The sequence below is a fragment of the Paludisphaera borealis genome, from assembly GCF_001956985.1.
Taxonomy (GTDB): Bacteria; Planctomycetota; Planctomycetia; order Isosphaerales; family Isosphaeraceae; genus Paludisphaera; species Paludisphaera borealis.
This window is the reverse complement of sequence record NZ_CP019082.1, coordinates 7,044,388-7,063,206: the sequence shown is the minus strand read 5'-3', so window position 1 is coordinate 7,063,206 and position 18,819 is coordinate 7,044,388. Positions and strand designations below refer to the sequence as shown.

14 protein-coding genes are annotated in these 18,819 nt (G+C 67.2%); 12 read left to right on the top strand and 2 right to left on the bottom strand.

What is annotated here, in order from left to right:
- Positions 1-142 precede the first annotated feature (142 nt).
- The 7 genes from BSF38_RS27340 (at position 143) to BSF38_RS27310 (ending at position 7,209) form a co-directional block, all read left to right on the top strand.
- Positions 143-1,447 (top strand): multiheme c-type cytochrome, encoded by a 1,305-nt coding sequence (locus BSF38_RS27340; protein ID WP_076350193.1) that lies wholly within the window; start codon positions 143-145, stop codon positions 1,445-1,447.
- Positions 1,428-2,303 (top strand): hypothetical protein, encoded by an 876-nt coding sequence (locus BSF38_RS27335; protein WP_076350192.1) that lies wholly within the window; start codon positions 1,428-1,430, stop codon positions 2,301-2,303. Before BSF38_RS27340 ends, BSF38_RS27335 begins: the two co-directional genes overlap by 20 nt.
- Before the next feature lie 92 nt (positions 2,304-2,395).
- Positions 2,396-3,766, top strand: a complete 1,371-nt coding sequence (gene hisD, locus BSF38_RS27330) for a histidinol dehydrogenase (protein WP_099092040.1) — start codon at positions 2,396-2,398, stop codon at positions 3,764-3,766.
- On the top strand, positions 3,763-4,317 hold the full coding sequence (locus BSF38_RS27325) for a GNAT family N-acetyltransferase (protein WP_237170639.1): 555 nt from the start codon (positions 3,763-3,765) through the stop codon (positions 4,315-4,317). The genes hisD and BSF38_RS27325 overlap by 4 nt, the downstream gene beginning before the upstream one ends.
- Positions 4,314-5,402: a histidinol-phosphate transaminase gene (gene hisC, locus BSF38_RS27320; RefSeq protein ID WP_237170638.1), complete on the top strand. Its 1,089-nt coding sequence runs from the start codon at positions 4,314-4,316 to the stop codon at positions 5,400-5,402. The genes BSF38_RS27325 and hisC overlap by 4 nt, the downstream gene beginning before the upstream one ends.
- A 70-nt stretch (positions 5,403-5,472) precedes the next feature.
- Positions 5,473-6,069: an imidazoleglycerol-phosphate dehydratase HisB gene (gene hisB, locus BSF38_RS27315; RefSeq protein WP_076350190.1), complete on the top strand. Its 597-nt coding sequence runs from the start codon at positions 5,473-5,475 to the stop codon at positions 6,067-6,069.
- Between the two features lie 36 nt (positions 6,070-6,105).
- Positions 6,106-7,209: a lysylphosphatidylglycerol synthase transmembrane domain-containing protein gene (locus BSF38_RS27310; RefSeq protein WP_076351526.1), complete on the top strand. Its 1,104-nt coding sequence runs from the start codon at positions 6,106-6,108 to the stop codon at positions 7,207-7,209.
- A 22-nt stretch (positions 7,210-7,231) separates the two neighbouring features.
- On the opposite strand, the gene BSF38_RS27305 is transcribed toward BSF38_RS27310, so the two are convergent.
- On the bottom strand, positions 7,232-7,534 hold the full coding sequence (locus tag BSF38_RS27305) for a hypothetical protein (RefSeq protein ID WP_076350189.1): 303 nt from the start codon (positions 7,532-7,534) through the stop codon (positions 7,232-7,234).
- Positions 7,535-7,741: 207 nt separating this feature from the next.
- Between BSF38_RS27305 and BSF38_RS27300 the strand changes: the two genes are divergently transcribed.
- The 4 genes from BSF38_RS27300 to BSF38_RS27285 all read left to right on the top strand — a co-directional run bounded on the left by BSF38_RS27300 (position 7,742) and on the right by BSF38_RS27285 (position 15,466).
- Positions 7,742-9,256: an amino acid permease gene (locus BSF38_RS27300; RefSeq protein WP_076350188.1), complete on the top strand. Its 1,515-nt coding sequence runs from the start codon at positions 7,742-7,744 to the stop codon at positions 9,254-9,256.
- Positions 9,257-9,307: 51 nt separating this feature from the next.
- Positions 9,308-13,846, top strand: coding sequence for a discoidin domain-containing protein (locus BSF38_RS27295; protein WP_076350187.1), 4,539 nt, complete (start codon positions 9,308-9,310; stop codon positions 13,844-13,846).
- 117 nt (positions 13,847-13,963) lie between these two features.
- Positions 13,964-14,767 (top strand): hypothetical protein, encoded by an 804-nt coding sequence (locus tag BSF38_RS27290; protein WP_076350186.1) that lies wholly within the window; start codon positions 13,964-13,966, stop codon positions 14,765-14,767.
- Positions 14,768-14,809: 42 nt separating this feature from the next.
- Positions 14,810-15,466 (top strand): hypothetical protein, encoded by a 657-nt coding sequence (locus BSF38_RS27285; RefSeq protein WP_237170637.1) that lies wholly within the window; start codon positions 14,810-14,812, stop codon positions 15,464-15,466.
- Between the two features lie 12 nt (positions 15,467-15,478).
- Here BSF38_RS27285 and BSF38_RS27280 read toward each other — a convergent pair whose 3' ends face one another.
- Positions 15,479-17,776 carry a S9 family peptidase gene (locus BSF38_RS27280; RefSeq protein ID WP_083713600.1) on the bottom strand — a complete coding sequence of 766 codons (2,298 nt, stop codon included), beginning with the start codon at positions 17,774-17,776 and terminating at the stop codon, positions 15,479-15,481.
- A 105-nt stretch (positions 17,777-17,881) separates the two neighbouring features.
- Between BSF38_RS27280 and BSF38_RS27275 the strand changes: the two genes are divergently transcribed.
- Entirely contained in the window at positions 17,882-18,790 is a 909-nt protein-coding gene (locus BSF38_RS27275) for a dihydrodipicolinate synthase family protein (protein WP_076350183.1), read from the top strand.
- Positions 18,791-18,819: the final 29 nt, after the last annotated feature.

Below are 18,819 nucleotides of genomic sequence, written 5' to 3'. Positions count from 1 at the left end.
CTTTTTTCATGGAGCGACCCACAACGGCCCGAGCAACCTCAATCGAGGCGCTTCCAACCGTACCGGGGGCTTGGCCCCGCCTTCGCTTCGCGTTACCTTGAACGCGCCGACTCATCTCAATCATTCTGCTTGGAGAGGCTCAATGTCGTTCCGCGGCCTGTTCATCGCCGTCTTGATCAGCACGGCCATGATCGTATCGGCGTTCATGATCCAGTCGAAGCGGCCGCACGTCGAGGTCAAGCGGCCGACCGCCGATCTGGTGAAGGCGAACGGCAAGTGCGCCGAGTGCCACCTTCACGAGACCTCGGCGGTGATTCATGAATACGAAATGAGCCGGCACAATGAGAAGGGCGTCAACTGCCTCGACTGCCACCAGCCGACCAAGGGGCAGGAACCGCTCGACCACAAGGGCTTCACGATCACCAAGAAGCTCAGTTCCGCCAATTGCCAGGGTTGCCATCCCCAGCAGTACGACGAGTACCTGAAGAGTCGCCACGCGGCCCCGGCATGGGCGTCGGTCGCCGGCCCCGGCGATTTCACCGCCGAGCAGATCGCCTTCAGTGAAGCGATCCACAAAGGGGCCGTCGACCGTCCCGCGCACGACTTGACGAAGATCGAAGGCGTCGCGGCGGTCAACAAGGGATGCCGCGCGTGCCACGACGTCGGCAAACCGAACGCCGACGGCTCCATCGGCTCATGCACCGCCTGCCACGCGCGGCACGTCGCCTCGGTCGAGCTGGCGCGGCTGCCGGAGACCTGCGGCCAGTGCCACATGGGACCGGACCACTCGCAGCTTGAAATCTATCACGAATCGAAGCACGGCGTCCTCTTCAACGCCCAGCGGGCGACCATGAACCTGAAGGCTCGCCCGGAGAAGCTGTCGACCAGCGACATGCCCGTGCCGACCTGCGCGACCTGCCACATGAGCGGGCTCGAAGGCGAGAAATTCACCCACGACGTCACTCAGCGGCTTTCTTACTTCCTCTTCGCCACCGTCTCCGATCGACGTCCCAAGTACGAAGAAGGAAAGAAGAACATGCAGGCGATCTGCCTGAAATGCCATACCAGCCCGCGCATCCTCCAGTTTTACAGCGAGGCCGAGGGGGTCGTGAAATCCACGAACACGCTGGTCAAGGAGGCCAAGACGATCGTCGACGGCCTCCACAAGGACGGCCTGCTGACTCCCGAGCCGTTCGACGAGCCGATCGAATACCTCTACTTCGACCTCTGGCACTACGGCGGCCGGACCGCGAAGCACGGCGCCTACATGGGAGGAGCCGATTTCGTCCAGTGGCACGGCTACTACGAGATCGTCTCGAAGCTGACCGAGTTGAAGAAGGGGGCCGAGGAGCTTCGGGCCAAGGCCGCCGCCAAGGCCGACGCTCCGAAAGCCGCTGAAGAACCTCGGAAGCCGGGAGGCCAGGGCGATGCCGCTTCGGCTGAATAAGGAAAAGTGGGGGTGGCTGACCGGCCCTCTCTTTTGGGTCGAGCTGTTCGCGATCGGCAACATCGGGTTCCTCGCGGTCGACGTCGCCGTCGCCCACGCGATCAACGCCTTTGCGCATAAGGCCGAGTACGTCCCGGTCGCGTTCTCGCTGGCCGCCGCTCCGCTCCTGGCGCTTGCCATGCTAATCGGCGGACCGCTGCCGGCCCCGCGTGGGCTCTGGCCCTCGAAAACGCCCCGGTGGCGAGCGCGGACAGCCTGGACGATCGGCGTGCTCGTCGGCTGTGGGTCGATCCTCGTCGGGCTCGCGGGCCTGTTCTTCCACCTCGACAGCGTCTTCTTCGAGGAGCAGACGCTCCGCAACCTCGTCTACACGGCGCCGTTCGCCGCGCCTCTGGCTTACACGGGCCTGGGCTTCCTGGTGCTTCTCAGCCGGATGGTCGACGCGCGCGGTCCCGAGTGGGCGGGCTGGGTGGTCGTGCTGGCGGCCGGCGGCTGGGCGGGCAACTTCGTCCTGAGCCTCGCCGACCACGCGCAGAACGGCTTCTTCTATCCGACGGAGTGGATCGGGGTCGTCTCGTCGGCTCTCGCGTTCGGCTTTTTGACCGCCGTCGTGGTCGTCCCCGGCAATCGTCCGCTTCGGTTCACGGCCCTGGGCGTCATGGTCGTTCAACTCGCAGTCGGGCTGCTCGGCTTCTACCTCCACGTGCGTGGAAACCTCGCCAAACCGACGGCGTCGGTCTGGGAATCGTTCCTCTACGGCGCGCCGGCGTTCGCCCCGTTGCTGTTCGACGACCTGGCCCTTCTGGGCCTCCTCGGCCTGTGGGCGCAGGCGACGTCCCGCTCCGACGCCTCGTGATCGGCGAGCCGCCGTTGCACGATCGGCGCTGAGGGCGATAATAGAAAGAGAGGGGAGCGAACTCTTTCCGCCCGACTTCGAGAACGCGAGCGATTACCTTGACGTTGAAGATCCGCCGCATCGACTGCACCCGCGAAGACGCCCGCGAGGCGATCTCGGTCCTCCGCAACGAGCTAAGCCCCAAGGGCAACGTGGTAAGCCCCGAAGGCAAGGCCCGCACGGTCGCCGTCTTCGGCGAGCCGCTCTCGCCCGAGCAGGTCGTCGAGCGGATCTGCGGCGAGGTCGCGTCCCGAGGGCTCGCCGCCGTCCTCGATTACACCCGGAAGCTCGACAAGGTCGAACTCACGCCCGACCAGGTCCGCGTGCCGGCGGCCGAGCTGGAAGCGGCCCACCGCAACGCCGATCCTGAATATCTGAAGACGATCGCCCGCGTCCGCGAGAACGTGCTGACGTATCAGCGTGCGATCCTCAGCCGCGACGTCCGGATCGAGCCCCAGCCGGGCGTGATGCTCGGCTTGCGGTACTTGCCGCTCCGCCGCGTCGGCGTCTGCATCCCCGGTGGCGCCGCGGCGTACCCTTCGACCCTCCTGATGACCGTCGTCCCGGCCCAGGCGGCGGGGGTCTCGGAGATCGCCGTCGTCGTCCCCCCCACGCGGTTCGGCGGCTACAACGTCGAACTGCTGGCCGCCTGCCACGAGTTGGGCGTGACCGAGGTTTACCGCGTCGGCGGCGCCCAGGCCGTGGCGGCGCTGGCCTACGGGGTCGAAGGCATCCCGGCGGTCGACAAGATCGTGGGGCCGGGCAACCTGTTCGTCGCCCTGGCCAAGAAACACGTCTACGGCGAGGTCGACATCGACAGCATCGCCGGGCCGAGCGAGGTCGTGCTCATCGCCGACGCCTCGGCCGACCCTCGATTCATCGCCTCCGACCTCATCAGCCAGGCCGAGCACTCCCCCGGCGCGAGCATCATGCTGACCTGGGAGCCGAGCCTGGTCGACGACGTCGCCTCGGCCCTCGAAACCCAGCTCGGGCACCTGAGCCGGGGCGACCTGGCGCGCGACAGCCTCGAACGGTTCGGCGCCCTGATCCGGTGCCGGGACGAGTCGCAGGCGGTCGAGCTTTCCAATCAGTTCGCCCCTGAGCACCTGCACGTCTCGACCGCCGATCCCGAGCGCCTACTGCCCCGGCTCACGAACGCCGGCGCGGTGTTCCTCGGGCATTATACGCCGGTCGCCGTGGGCGATTACGCCGCCGGCCCGTCGCACGTGCTCCCCACCAGCGGCACGGCGCGGTGGGCGTCCGGGCTTTCGGCCAACGACTTCCTGCGGCGGTCGAGCCTGATCTCGGTCGACCGGCGGGGCCTGGCCGGGCTCGCCCCGGAGATCCGCCGCCTGGCCGATGTGGAAGGGCTCTCCGCGCACCGCTACAGCATCGACGTCCGCCTCCAGGAGCCGAACCGTTGAGCGACCAAGACCCGTCCGTCCGATTCGCCTCGACCCACAAGGTCGAAGCACGATCCAGCTCGCCATTCACGATCCGGCCGGCGGTCGAGACCGACTCGGAGGCGATCGCGAACCTGATCCGCGAGCTGGCCATCTATGAAAAGCTGGACCACGTCGCCAAGGCCACCGCCGACGACTTCCGCAGGCACCTCTTCGGCCCGCGTCCCTACGCCGAAGTGTTGATCGCCGAGGTCGACGGCGAGCCGGTCGGCCTGGCCTTGTACTTTCCGACCTTCTCCACGTTCCGGGGCCAGCCGGGGTTGTACCTCGAAGACCTGTTCGTCCAGCCCGAACACCGCAACAAGGGGATCGGCAGGGCGCTCTTGCAAACGCTGGCCCAGATCACCCGCGACCGCGGTTTCGGCCGGCTGGAATGGGCGGTTCTCGACTGGAACGAGCCGGCGATCGGCTTCTACCGGTCGATGGGCGCCGGCCCGCTCGAAGAATGGACCACGTTCCGGATCGCCGACGAGTCGCTCGCCGGCCTCGCCCAAGGAAAGCACAAGTCGTGAAGACCGCGAACGAGCCCGGAAAGGTGGATCGTACCCCCGACGTCGACCGATGGGTCTTGCCTCACATCGCCCGGATGGAAGGTTACGTCCCCGGCGAGCAGCCCCAGGGAGGGACGTTCGTCAAGCTCAACACTAACGAGAACCCCTACCCTCCCTCGCCCCGAGTCAAGGCCGCGCTGGTCGAGACCGTCACCGACCGCCTGCGGCTCTACCCCGACCCGATCGCCCGGGAGTTTCGCGCGACGGCCGCGGCGCTGCACGGGGTCGAGCCCGACATGATCCTCGCGGGCAACGGCTCCGACGACGTCCTCACCATCATCACCCGCGCCTTCGTGGGCCGGGGCGACGTCGCCGCCTACCCCACCCCCAGCTATCTCCTCTATTCCACGCTCGTCGACTTGCAGGACGGCCGCTCGCACGTCGTGCCGTTCTCGGACGACTGGCGGCTGAAGGTCGACGATTTCCATCAGCCCGGCCTCAAGCTCGTCTACCTGGCCAATCCCAACAGCCCGTCCGGAACCGCGCTCACGCCCGTCGAGGTCGCCGAGCTGGCCGAATCGCTCGACTGCCCGCTGGTCGTCGACGAGGCGTACGGCGATTTCGCCCGCGAGAACTGCCTGTCGCTCCTCAAGACGCACCCCAACGTCATCGTGACGCGGTCATTCAGCAAGGGATACAGCCTGGCCGGCGTCCGCCTGGGCTACCTCGTGGCCGACGCCGGGATCGTCGCCCAGCTCAACAAGGTGAAGGACTCGTACAACTGCGACGCCCTCAGCCTCGCGGCCGGCAAGGCGGCCCTCGAAGATCAAGCCTATCTGGCCGAGACCCGTTCCAAGATCCTGGCGACCCGCGAACGGCTCGCGACGGCCTTGCGGACGCTTGGCTGGGACGCGACCGACAGCCAGGGCAACTTCGTCTGGGCCACCGGCGGTCGACCGGCCGTCGAGACCTTCCAGCAGCTCAAGGAACGGAACGTGTTCGTCCGGCTGATGCGATACGAGGGCTGCCCCCCAGGCCTTCGGATCAGCGTCGGGACCGACGCCGAGATCGACCGCCTGCTCGAAGTTCTTCGCGGTCTGCCCTGAGCAAGCCCGGCCCGCTGGGTTACAATCTCCCGGGTCGTCGATACTTCACTCCCACGCCAGGAACGATTCCGTGAGCGAACAGCCGCGCATCGCCGAGGTCGCCCGCAAGACCCGCGAGACCGACATCCGCCTGACCTTGAATCTCGACGGCCGGGGCAAGGCTGAAGTCGCCTCCGGGATCGGCTTCCTCGACCACATGCTCGAAGCGTTCGCCCGCCATGCGCTCGTCGACCTGTCGGTCGACTGCAAGGGCGACCTCCACATCGACGACCACCACTCGACCGAGGATATCGGAATCTGCCTCGGCCAGGCGATCGACAAGGCGCTCGGCGATCGCGCGGGGGTCCGCCGCTACGGCCACTGCGTCCTGCCGATGGACGAGACCCTGGTCACCACGGCGGTCGACCTGGGCGGACGTCCGTTCTGGGTCTGGAACGCGCCGATGCCCACGCCCAAGATCGGCACGTTCGACAGCGAGCTGGTCGCCGACTTCTGGCACGCCGTCGCCACCCAGGGGCGGATGAACCTGCACGTCCTGCTCCACTACGGCCGCAACACCCACCACATCGCCGAGGCGATCTTCAAAGGGGCGGCCCGGGCGATCCGCGACGCGGCCGAGCGCGACCCCCGAACCAACGAAGTCCCGTCGACCAAGGGCTCGCTCTGAGAACGGAATCGAACCGACCAAGCACCGGAGGCTGTGTTGAGCACCGTCGAAACCCTCGAATCCGCCGCGGAGCCGCCGAAGCCCAAGCACTCGCATGTCGGCCTCGTCGTCAACGTGGGCCTGATCCTGCTGGCGTTCGGCCTGCTGGGGTGGGTCCTCAACCAGAACCGCGATAAGATCCTCGAAGTCGTGTCGCGCAAACTCGACCTTCGGCTGCTGCTGGCGGGGGTCCTGATCTTCCAGACGAGCCTGATTCTCACCTACCTCCGCTGGTACGCGCTCGTGCGGGTCATCGAGCCCCGGTTCACGCTCCGGTCGACCTTGCTGCTGGGCTTCATCGGCTACGTGTTCAATCTCGTCATCCCGGGCGCCGTCGGCGGCGACCTCATCAAGGCGGCGTATCTGGTCCGGATGCGCATCCGCAAGACGCAGGCGGTCGCGTCGATGGTGATCGACCGCATCCTGGGCTTGCTCGGTCTGTTCGTGCTGGCGTCGATCGCCGGCGCCTTCGCCTGGAACATGACGACGTCGACAGGCACCCCCGCGCCGGGAGTCCATCGACTGATCCTCGCCGTCTGGCTGGCCGCAGCGGCGGGCGTCCTGCTGCTGGCGGCGATATTCGGCCAGGTCTTCACCCGGTTCCTGCCCGCGTCGAAGCAGCCAGGCCACGGGCGGCTGGCGATGATCGTCTCGGAGCTGAAAACGATGTCGACGACCTATCGGACGAGGCTCGACGTGGTATTCCTCGGCCTCGCCCTGTCGGTCGCGGGCCACGCCCTGAACGTCTTCGCCTTCTACCTGATGGGCAAGATGCTCTTTCCCGAGATGATCACGACGCTCGGCGAGCACTTCTTGATGGGGCCGCTCACCCTGTTCACGATGGCCGTGCCGCTCCCCTTCGGGGCGCTCGGCCTCAGCGAGGGGGTCGGCGACCAGCTCTTCGGGTTGGTGGGGCATCCGAGCGGCGCGCTGGCGATGATGGGCTTCCGCGTCTTGATGTACAGTTGCGGCCTGATCGGCGCCTGCGTCTACCTGGCGAACCTCAAGGAGGTCCGCGGGCTCACCGCCTCGGCTCACGACCTTGAGCACGAGATGATCGAAGGCGAGTTCGACGACGACGAGCCTGCGCCGGCCGCTTGAACTTCGACCGCGCCGACCCGCATCACTTGGCCGGCGGCGCCACCACTTCGCCGGCGGCCGTGACCTGGACCTCGTGGATCATGCCTTCGCCCGACTCGCCCTGAACCTTGTAGATCAGGACGCCGTCCTGCCACCCCTTCGTCGCCCACTGAAACTCAACGCCCGGCTGCTGCTTTTTGGCCGCCTCCATCACGCCGGCGGGGACGGCGTCGAGGGCCAGTTTCTCCTCGGCTGCGGACTCGGTCGGCTTGGGCGCCGCGCAGCCCGACGAGAACGACAGGGCGACCACGAGACCCGCGACGAGGATGCGAACGCTGCGAATCATGGGAGGTGTCACTCCTTCGCTACGCGCCGGAGAGGGAAGTCGAGCCTTGATTCTAACACCCCCTTGTGTTGATCCGCCAACCACCGGCGCCAAGCCCGACCTTAACTCGGGTGGACGAATAGCGTAATCTGTTCTGCTCTCGCCTCTCGCCGGGCGGTCCGCCGATCGCCGAGCCTTGGACGACGCAAGCAAAGGCAGGCTCAACGAATGCAATGGTTCTCATCCGCCTGGTTCCGCCGCAAGCCGGTTTCGGTCCTGATCGACGAGCTGAACGACGGCGACCGGCTGCACCGGCGGCTCGGGCCGTTCTCGCTCATGGCGCTGGGGGTCGGCGCCACGATCGGGTCGGGCCTGTACGTCCAGACGGGCCGCGTCGCCCACGAGGTCGCTGGGCCGTCGCTGATGCTCTCGTTCCTCATCGCCGCGGTCGGCTGCGGGTTCGCCGCGCTCTGCTATTCCGAACTCGCGAGCATGGTCCCGGTGGCCGGCAGCGCCTACACCTACGCTTATGCGACGCTCGGCGAGCTGGTCGCCTGGATCATCGGCTGGGACCTGATCCTCGAGTACGCCATCGGCTCGTGCTTCGTGGCCAACGGCTGGTCGAGCTACTTCGATTCGATGCTTCAGCACGTCTTCAATTTCCACCTCGACCCGCGCCTGCTCGACTCCCCCTGGAAGCACGAGATGGCCACGGGGTTTTCGACCCGGCTCGTGACGCTCCCCAGCGGCTTGGAGGCGATGCCGTGGTTCAACCTGCCGGCGGTGCTCGTCACGGCGGTCGTCACGGCGGTCTTGGTGATCGGCATCCGCGAGAGCGCGGGTTTCAACGCGGCGATGGTGCTCTTGAACATCGGCGTCGTGCTCACGGTCGTCGGCGCGGGCGCGGCGTACGTCGATCCCGCGAACTGGAAGCCGTTCTTGCACCAGGACCACGGCTGGCGGGGCGTGGGGCTGGGCGCGGCCCGGATCTTCATCGCGTTCATCGGCTTCGACTCGATCTCGACCCACGCCGAGGAGGCCCGGAACCCCCAGAAGGACATGCCGATCGGCATCATCGGCGCCCTGGTGATCTGCACGGTCCTTTACGTGGCGACGGCCGCCGTCCTGACCGGCATGATCCCTTACCTCCAGATCAGCGACGCCGCCCCCCTGGCCGCCGCGTTGCAGGCGAAGGGCCTGACGCTCGCCGGCACGCTCGTGACGTTCGGCATCCTGGCGGGCATGACCAGCTCGCTGCTGGTCGGCAACCTCAGCCAGCCCCGCGTCCTGTTGGCCATGGCGCGCGACGGCCTGCTTCCCATCAGCTTCTTCGGCGCGATCCACCCCCGGTTCAAAACTCCCTGGAAATCGACCCTCCTGGTCGGCTTCGTCGTCGCCCTCGGCGGGGCGCTTGCCCCGCTCGACTTCCTCGCCGAGCTGGTGAGCATCGGCACCCTCTTCGCCTTCGTGATCGTCTCGGCGTCGGTCTGGATTTTGCGGATCACCGACCCCGACGTCCCCCGCCCGTTCCGCGCGCCGTTCGTCCCGTTCGTCTCGACGATGGGCGTACTCGTCAACGGCGGCCTCATGTTCTGGCTCGGACGGGACAACTGGATTCGCCTCATCGCCTGGCTGCTGGTCGGCATGCTGATCTACCTGGGCTACAGCCGCCGACACTCGGTCTTGGGGCGGTCGTCTTCCGAAGTCGCCGCCGCTGACCCGGTGTCCCCACCCGCCGGCTGACACTACAATCAATGGTGGGACGTCGACGGCGAGGCGAGGAGGTCGATTCGCATGGCCCATCGGTTTCGATTTCGATCCGTCGGCGATTTGGTCGTCGTCTGCTTCGTCCTCGGTCTGGCGACGACGGTCGCGGCCGTCGAGCCCGAAGGGCCGGGCGCGTCCCCCGTCGCGCTCAATCCGCGCGAGGCCCGCTCGCTCCCTCTCGGCGATCTCCCGGCCGGTCGCCGTTGCACACTTTTGGTCACGCTTGAATCCTCCCCCCCCGCCGTCGGCGACCGCGTGACGATCGAGTTCAAGGGGCCGGGCGCCGACCACTTCCGGAAGGACATCCACGCGGGCGATCCCGACCTTTACGTTCCCTATCGTCCGGCCGAGGCCGGTCCCGCGACGTTGACGCTGACGCGGGCCGATTCACCGGGCCGCGACGCGCCGATTTCGGTCCGGGTCGAATGGCGCGAAGAGTCCGTCCCGCCGGCCGACGAGCCCGCGCTCGAGGCCGAGCCCAACGACGACTGGCGAACCGCGAACCGGCTGATCCTCGCCCGCGACGTTTACGGCACGGCCGACGACGTCGACTATCTCGACAACGCGGCGGAAGGGAAATCGGGCCTCGACTGGTTCCGGTTCGAGGTCGCCGACGCCGGCCCGATCCTCGTCTACTTCCAGCTCGACCTCCGCGACCGCGACGTGTCGGCCAACCTCCGTGTCTTCACGGTCGACGCCAGGACCGGCCGGCCCGAGCCGTACCTCGCCGGCAAGGACCCGATGGAGATCGTCCACGACCGCGAGCGCGAGCGGTACTCGAAGCACCTCAGCCGGACGTTCACGAAGGGAGTCTACTACCTCCAGGTCAACGCCAACCACCCCGACTACATCCTCCGCACCCGGGTTATGCCGAAGCCCCCCTACGACGCCCCAGAGAAGGCGGTCGAGGCCGGGATGCACTACATCATGAACGTCGGCGACGCCTGGTTCGCGCAGGTTCCGCGTGAAGGCAACATCTTCGTCCGGGCCGACGGCCTCCACGACACCGCCACGCGGTGCACGGCCTGCCACGCGTCGAGCTTCCCGACCGAAGCCAACCTCACGGCCCACAGGGCGGGCTATCCGATCGTGGCCAAGGACGGCTTCCAGTACGTCATGGATCGGATCGCCAACTCGATCACGCCGCTGTACGGCGACGACGGCCTCAACTGGCAGCGGTTCATCGCCATCCCCCTTCAATCCCAGGGCAAGCAAGGGGGCATCCTCGCCGACTTCGAGCGCGAGGTCTCCGGCGAGCCGACCGCGATGGTCGAGCGGTTCGGGCCGTTCCTCAAGGCCGCCTGGGAGAATCGCCGCGACCTACCGGCCGACGAGATGAACGGCGTGGTGCCGCTCGATAGCAAGTTCGACTTCGCATGGCGCGACTGGCGAGTCCTCTCCGAAATCGCCCGCCGCACCGAGAACGCCGACTACGCCAGGGCCGCCGCCAACATCGGCGCGATCCTCGGCGACCGCAACGCCGACCGGCGGATCGAGACGCTTCAGGATCGCATCCACCGGTTGTACGCCTGGTCTTTGATCGACGAGCAAAAGCATGCGAACAAGATCAAGCGCGAGACTGGCGCCCTGCTCGCGCTCCAGAACCTGGACGGCGGATGGCACGAGTCGGACGCCAAGCCCGGCCCAAGCTCGGTCTACACGACGGGCCAACTCGTTTACACGTTCCTCGAAATCGGCCTGCCGACAGACCATCCGGCGCTCGCGCGCGGGCTCCGCTACCTGCTCGCGCAGCAGCAGGATTTCGGCGGTTGGTTCCAGACGTCGACGCATGAAAACTTCCGCACGCCGATGCGCGAGACCCGCTACGCCGTGATGGCCCTGGCCCGCGCTTTCCCTCGGTCGGGCGCCCCGAAGACCTCGTGGGGCAACCGCGACGAGCAGCCGGCCCGGCTTCCTCGCACGGATTCGCTCGTCCACACCCTCGACGCTCTCGAAAACCTCTGGGACGTCCCCGAGGCCGACAAAGCCCGGTATTCGACCGCGATCGTCGCGTTGCTCGATCATCCGTCGCCGCTGGTCCGCGCCTCGGCCGCTTCCTGCCTGGGACGGCTCGGGCGTCCCGAGACCGCCGCGCCGCTGGCGAGACGGCTGGCCGACCCGTCCAAGATCGTCTGGCGGGCGTCGGCCGAGGCGCTCCGGCGGCTCGGCAACCGAGGCGTCGGCCTCGACGTGATCAAGGCCGCGCTCGACGCCCCCGACGCCCGCGTCCGCCGAGGCGCGGCGCGGATCTTCGCGTACCAGTTCCACGGCATGGACGCGCGGATCGACCTCGCCGACCGGCTCATCCATCTGACGGACGACGCCGACCTGCTGACCCGGCTCCAGGCCCTTCGCTCGCTGCGGCAGTGGTTCTACCGGACGGCCGACGTCGCGCTTCAAAAACGGATCGTCGCCGCCTACCTCGCGCGCATGGCGGTCGAAGACGTCGCCGTGCTCCGGAAGAACCTGAGCGAGGGGCTTTACATCCTGCTCGATGAGAACCTCGGAGGCGGCGTCAGCCTCCAGAAGAACCTCGCCGAGCTTCCCGAGGCGATCCGCCCGCGCGTCCTCGAAGCCCGCAAGGCCGTCGAGCGCGACGTGCTGCTGGGGCCGGTCCTCGCTACTCTCGAACACGGGAGCGTCGCCCAGAAGGACGGCGTCCTCCGGGCGTTCGACGGGTCGTTCTTCAAGGGTCGCACCTACGCGCGACAGCCCGAGAACCAGATCGACGTCGGCAACGATCGCGAATTCGGATTCTTGTATGAGGTCCCGTTGAACGTCCTCGAATCGACGTTCGCCTCGCTGCTCGGCGGTCCACTGCCGGCCGACGATAGTCGGCGAGCGTTGCAGCTCGCGAGCTTCTTCAAGCTGCCGTCGCGAACCGAGAACGCCGCGATCCAGCTCGCCGTGCTCGAAGCCGCTCGCGATCCCGACGCCGAACTGAGGCGGGCCGCCCTCGGGCTGATCCACGACACGATGAGCTTCGCCGGAGCCGAGACCGATCCGGCTCGCACGAAGCTCATGAGCCGGCTGATCGCGGAATCCGACGAGGCCCGCCCCGCCCTGCTCGCCGCGGTCGGCCGCAACAGCCGCCTGGCCGAACGTCCCGAGATCGCCCAGGCTGTGCCTGCCTTGCTCGCGCGCCCGGACGCCGCCGCCGACCTCCTGCCGCTCCTTGATCGGGCCGACGTATCCGATCAAGACGCCGTGAACGTCGTCGCCGGCGGCTGGGAGCGCTTCGACCAACCCCAGCGAGCGCGGGCCCTTCATGTCCTGCTCGGCCGTCCCGCGCTCGTCGATCGCGATGATCCCCCCGCCGCGGTCGTCGACCTCTTCCAGAAGGCGCTGACCGACCCGTCCGAGGCGGTCCGCGAACAGGCGGTCGCCGGCTTAAAGAGTCTGCCGAAGCTCGGCGAGGGACGCAACGCCACTCGGTTGTTCATGAACATACTGGCTGATGATGCGCCGAAGATCCGCCGCCTGGGGCTGGCGGCGACCTCCCAGAAATCGTCGTTCTGGGAACGGCCCGACGCGCGCGAGCACCTCGCCCGCCTGCTCGTCGATCCCGACGCAAAGGTACGGGCCGACGCGCTCGACGTCGTCAGGAATCATCGCCTCGTGAGCCGTCACCCCGCGCTGGCTCGACGAGTCAAGGCGCTTGCGGGTGACTCGACGCTGGCCGCCAAGGCGGACGCTCTGCTGCGAGCCTCGGGCCTCGATCCAGCCGAGCTGACCGCCGACGTCGAGCCTTCGCGGCCCCGGCTGCTGCGGTTCGAGGCCTTTCGGCGCACCGTGGAACCGCTGTTCTACCAGCCCGGCGCCGACGGCCGCTCGTGCGTCGAGTGCCATGCGAACCACACGATCTTGCGGATCGCTGAGCGGGACCCGCTCAAGCCGCCGACCGACGAGGACGTCGCGATCAACTACAGCTCGGCCCTCAAGGTCGTGAACCTCGGCGACCCCGAATCGAGCCTGCTGCTTCGCAAGCCGAGGAGCCCCCAGGGACAGGGAGGCGAAGATCCGGTCAGCCCGACCGGGTTGACGCACGTCGGCGGACCGCGCTGGGAGAACGCCGAGCATCCCGCCTATCGAGCGATCCTCGCCTGGATTCGGAAAGCCGCCCAGCCGACGGGCGGACCCGACGCCTCCATCAGCCTCTCGGCCGACGGCAACGCCCCCGGCTTCGAGCCCGCACGAGCCTCGGACGGCGATCTCTCGACCATCTGGCAGACCGAATTCCAGGGTGCGACGCCCGGCTACCCCCACGAGCTGATCGTCGACCTGGGCGAGCCGCGACGCATCAACGCTATCCTGTACGTTCCCCGCCAAGACGCCTCGACGGGCCGTGTCCGCGACTTCGAGGTGTCGGTCTCGTCCGACCGCCTGAACTGGACCCCGCCCGTCGCCCGGGGCGCGTGGCCCGACGACCCCACCAGCAAGCCCGTCCCGCTCGCCGGCCCTCGCGCGCGCTTCGTCCGACTTCGCGGCCTCGCCGCCGTCGACGGCGGCCCCGTCATGAGCGCCGCCGAGGTCATCGTCGAGACCTCGACTGCGGACGAACCTTGATTCCACGCGCAAGCACTTTCCGCTCATCGGAATAATCCAAAGACTCGGCTGTTGACGCCCGGAACTCTACATGGCAAAGTCATAGTCCTGATGCATTGATCCTTGGGGAGGACAGTCATGGGGACCGACGAAAGTATAGGCGTCAAGCGGTCGAGGCGGCTTCAGGGCGTGCGCGATCTGGACTCGATCTTGAGGGGCGACCTGACGCGGTTGTCCTCGTTGCGCGAGGGCCGGGTGGAGGTCGCGCCGGGACGGCTGTCTCGGGTGATCGTGGTCTTGTGCATGATCCACGGCCTCTGCATGGCGACGTTCACCGTTTTCTCTCGGAACGGCCCTGCGCTCGGGCAGGTGGTGGCGACGATGGTCAAGGTCCCGCTCCTCTTCTACCTGACCCTGATCGTGACATTGCCGTCTCTCTATGTGTTCAACGCCCTGGTCGGCTCGCGGTTGACCTTTTCGGCGGTGGTCCGATTGCTGGTGGCGACGCTGGGGGTGAATGTCGCGGTGCTCTGCTCGATGGGGCCGATCGTGGCGTTCTTCTCGGTCAGCACGACGAGTTACCCGTTCATGGTTTTATTCAATGTCGTGGTCTTCGCGATCGCGGGGGGCCTCGCTCAGATGTTCCTGCTCCAGACGTTGCAGCGTCTGAGCATCGCCCAGACCTTGATCGAGGCCGAGCCGGACGCGCCAGGCGCGGAGACGCCGAGCGCGATCCGGCCGCTGTCCGACCAGTTCCTCGGCCGCCACGTCAAGACGATCTTCCGCCTCTGGCTGGTCGTGTTCGGCCTCGTCGGGGCGCAGATGGGCTGGGTCTTGCGGCCGTTCATCGGAAATCCGAACGTACCTTTCACCTGGTTTCGAGGGCGGCAGTCCAACTTCTTCGAAGCCGTGCTTCATACCCTGGGCAGCCTTCTGTCCTGAGCCGATCCGCCTGGCGAGGCGCCCCGAACGATGCGACCCACTTTGTTTCACCAAGCTGACCTCGTCCTCCGCGGCGGCTTCGCGCGGGATGAGCTTTCGTGGCGGTCGCGGCTGGCGGTCGTCGTGGTCTTCGGGACGTTCTACGGGGCGGTGATGGGGGCTTACGGCGGCCTGGACGCCGATCGGCCGTGGCAGATGCTTTACTCGGGGCTCAAGGTGCCGTTACTGCTGACGTCGGCCTTCCTGCTCAGCCTGCCCACGTTCTTCGTGCTCAACACGCTGCTCGGCCTGCGGGCCGATTTCCCCCGGGTGGCGCGGGCGCTGGTCTCGACCCAGGCCGGGCTGACGGTCGTCCTCGCCTCGCTGGCGCCGATCACGGCGTTCGCGTACATATCGGGGATCAGTTATCAGCCGGCGATCCTCTTCAACGCCCTGATGTTCGGGACCGCCAGCGTGAGCGCTCAGAGCCTCCTGCGCCGGGAGTACCGCGAGCTTATCATCCGCGACCCGGCGCATCGGGTGATGCTCCGGGCCTGGCTCGTGGTCTACGTCTTCGTGGGCGTCCAGATGGGATGGGTCCTTCGTCCCTTCATCGGCGACCCGGGCCGTCCGGTCCAGTTCTTCAGGGAAGACAGTTGGAGCAACGCTTATATCGCGGTCTTGAACATCGCCTGGAGGGCCGTCGCTGGGGGTCGGTGAGCGAGACCGCCGCTACTGGCTGCGCGGCTCGACGCCGAGCAGGTGCCGGACGAAGAAATCCCGGCGGCGACGCTCGCCGTAGGGGCTGCCGCCGGCCCCGTGGTCAGCGCCGGGGAAGACGATCAGATCGAAATCTTTGTCAGCCTTGATGAGCGCGTCGACCACCTGCATCGTCGAGGCCGGATCGACGTTGCGGTCGAGTTCGCCCACGGTCAGCAGCAGCTTGCCCTGGAGCTTGCTCGCCATCGTCACGTTCGACTGCTCGGCGTAATGGGGGCCGATCGGCCATCCCATCCATTGTTCGTTCCACCAGATCTTGTCCATACGATTGTCGTGGCAGCCACAGTCCGCCGCGCCGGCCTTGTAGAACTCGGGGTGCGTCAGCAAGCCTCCGAGCGCGTTCTGGCCGCCCGCCGAACCGCCGTAGATCCCGACGCGCGACAGGTCCATCGCCTTGTCCTTCTCGGCGGCGGCCTTCATCCAGAGGATGCGGTCCGGGAACCCCGCGTCGGCCAGGTTCTTCCAGCAGACGTCGTGGAACGCCTTCGACCGCCAGTTGGTCCCCATGCCGTCGATCTGGACCACGATGAAGCCCAGCTCGGCGAGCGCCTGGTGCGGGTGGAAGGACGTGAACCGCTTGGGGACGAAGGCCCCCTGAGGCCCCGCGTAGATGCTCTCGATCACCGGGTATTTCTGGTTCTTGCGATACGTGGAGGGCCGGAAGATCACGCCGTAGACGTCGGTCGCGCCGTCCCTCCCCTTGGCGACGAATCGCTCGGGCGGCTTCCAACCGGTCGCCTTCAGGGCCGACGCGTCGGCGCGCTCAAGCTCGCAAACCAGGCTGCCGTCCTCGACCTTGCGGACCTCGATCACGGGGGGCAGGTCGACGCGCGAGTAGGTGTCGACAAGGTATTTTCGATCGGGCGAGTAGTCGATCTGATGGGTCCCGTCGCCGGCGGTCAGAGCGACCAGGCCTGATCCATCGAAATTCACCCGCGCGTAATGGACGTGGTACGGGTCCTGATCGGCGTGAATCCCCCCCGCGCGGAACCAGACCTGGCGAAGCTCCTCGTCGACGCGCTCGACGCCGAGCACCAGCCAGGGCCCCCGGGTGATCTGGTTCTTGACCTTCCCGGAGCCCGCGTCGATCAGGTGCAGGTGGTTCCAGCCGTCGCGCTCCGACATCCAGATCAACTCATGCGTCTTGTCGAGATGCAACGCGTAAGTTTTCGACGAGTAGTCGATGAACGTCTTGCTCTGCTCGTCCACGATCGGCTTCACCTCGCCGGTCTTCGCATCGACGGTGACGATCCGGAGGACCTGGTGCCCGCGCTGGTTGTAGAGAAACGTGAACCGGCTGGAATCGGGCGACCATCGGAATTCGTCGATGCTCCAGGGGTTGGGCGCCAGGTCGTCCTTGATCGGGATCTCCTTGCATCCCTCGACGTCGAACAGACGCGGACGCGTGACCGCCACCTTGTCGCCCGGCTTCAAGTAATCCTGCTCGTGCAGCTTGGGCTGGAGCTGGCCCCGGGGCGACGACTCGATCATCTGGACGACCCGGCGATCGCCTCGGGCGGTCCGCAGCGCGACGAACCGTTTGGAATCGGGCGACCAGAAAACGCGCGGCTGGTAGGCGTCGACCTCCGAGCCGTCGAAGCTGAGAGGGGTCGATTCGCCCGTCGCCTTCTCCCGGAGGACGACGTTGCGGTCGCGGACGACGACCGCGAACTTGCCGTCGGGTGAGTCGTCGGCGCGGGGCGATTCCTGAGAAGCCTCGCGTCGGCCCCGCCGGCTGGAGGGCTCCTTGGGTTCCTCGACCACGGGTAGCGGCGCGTCTTTGAGTTCGCCCGTCGTGGGGTCGAAACGCCAGGCTTTGCCCTCGGCCTCGAAATGGATCGCCCCGCCGTCGGCGACGACGATCCGCTCGACGGGCAGTCGCTCGGCCTTCTGGGGCTTGCCGACCGCCTTGCCGAGCGCTTCAGCCAGCCGCGCGTGGTCGAAAGCCGGCCGCCTCTCGGCCTTCGCCGCATCGACGAGGATGAACTCCCTGGCCTGTTCCGGCAGGTCGTTGCGGTACCAGAACCGTTCCCCGCCTGGCAGCCAGTGCGGCCGTACCGACGTCTTGAAGACCTTGGCGCGGGTCGCCGCTTGCAGCCCCTCGGCGCGCTCGTAGTCGGCCTTCGATCCCTGGCCGCGAGCGGTCGACGCGACGCAGAGGATGAACAGGCCGACGACCGTCAAACGACGCGGAACGCATCGAATTCCAGGATTTCGGGTGAACAAGACGGTTCTCCGGATGATCTTCATTGGGTGGCTCGCCAGTCGAAGCCGCCGCCGAGATCGGCTACGATGGCGTCAGACCACGCGGACGCGATCAGGGCGAGGATTCTGGTTTAGCAAGGAGTCTAGGCGATGACAAGCGCATGGCGGGGCGTCTTTCCCGCGGCGACGACGCAGTTTCAAGCCGACCAGTCCCTCGACATCAAGGCGACGATGCGGCACCTCGACCGCATGATCGAGGCGGGCGTTCATGGGATGATCATGCTCGGCACCGTCGGCGAGAACTGCTCGCTCGAATACGCCGAGAAGCTGGAAGTCCTCAAGGCCACGGTCGAGCACGTCGGCGGCCGGGTTCCGGTGCTGTCGGGCGTCGCCGAGTACACCACGAAGCTCGCCAGCCGGTTCGCGGCCGACGCACAGAAGGCCGGCGTCGACGGTTTGATGGTCCTGCCCGCGATGGTCTACAAGGCCGACCCGCGCGAGGCCGTCACCCATTTCCGGACCGTCGCCAAGGCCTCCGACCTGCCGATCATGGTCTACAACAACCCGGTGACGTACGGCGTCGACCTCAAACCCGAGATGATGGCCGACCTCGCCGACGAACCCAAGCTGGTCGCGATCAAGGAGTCGTCGGAAGACGTGCGCCGGATCACCGACCTGAAGAACGTCTGCGGCAGTCGGTACACCCTGTTCTGCGGGGTCGACGATCTGGTTCTCGAAAGCCTGATGCTGGGCGCCACGGGCTGGATTTCGGGGCTCGTCAACGCCTTCCCGGCCGAGAACCGGCTGCTCTGGGACCTCGCCGCCTCGGGCCGCTGGGAGGAAGCCGTCGCGGTCTATCGCTGGTACATGCCGCTGCTGCACCTGGACACCCACGTCAAGCTCGTCCAGTACATCAAGCTGGCCGTGCAGGAGTGCGGACTGGGGACGGAGTCCGTGCGGGCTCCCCGGCTGACGCTGGTCGGCGACGAGCGCGAGCGCGTCCTCGCCGTTATTCGCAAGGGGATCGCCGATCGTCCCAAGCCGGGCAAAACCGCCTGATTCGTCAAGGAAGGTTATATCACCATGTC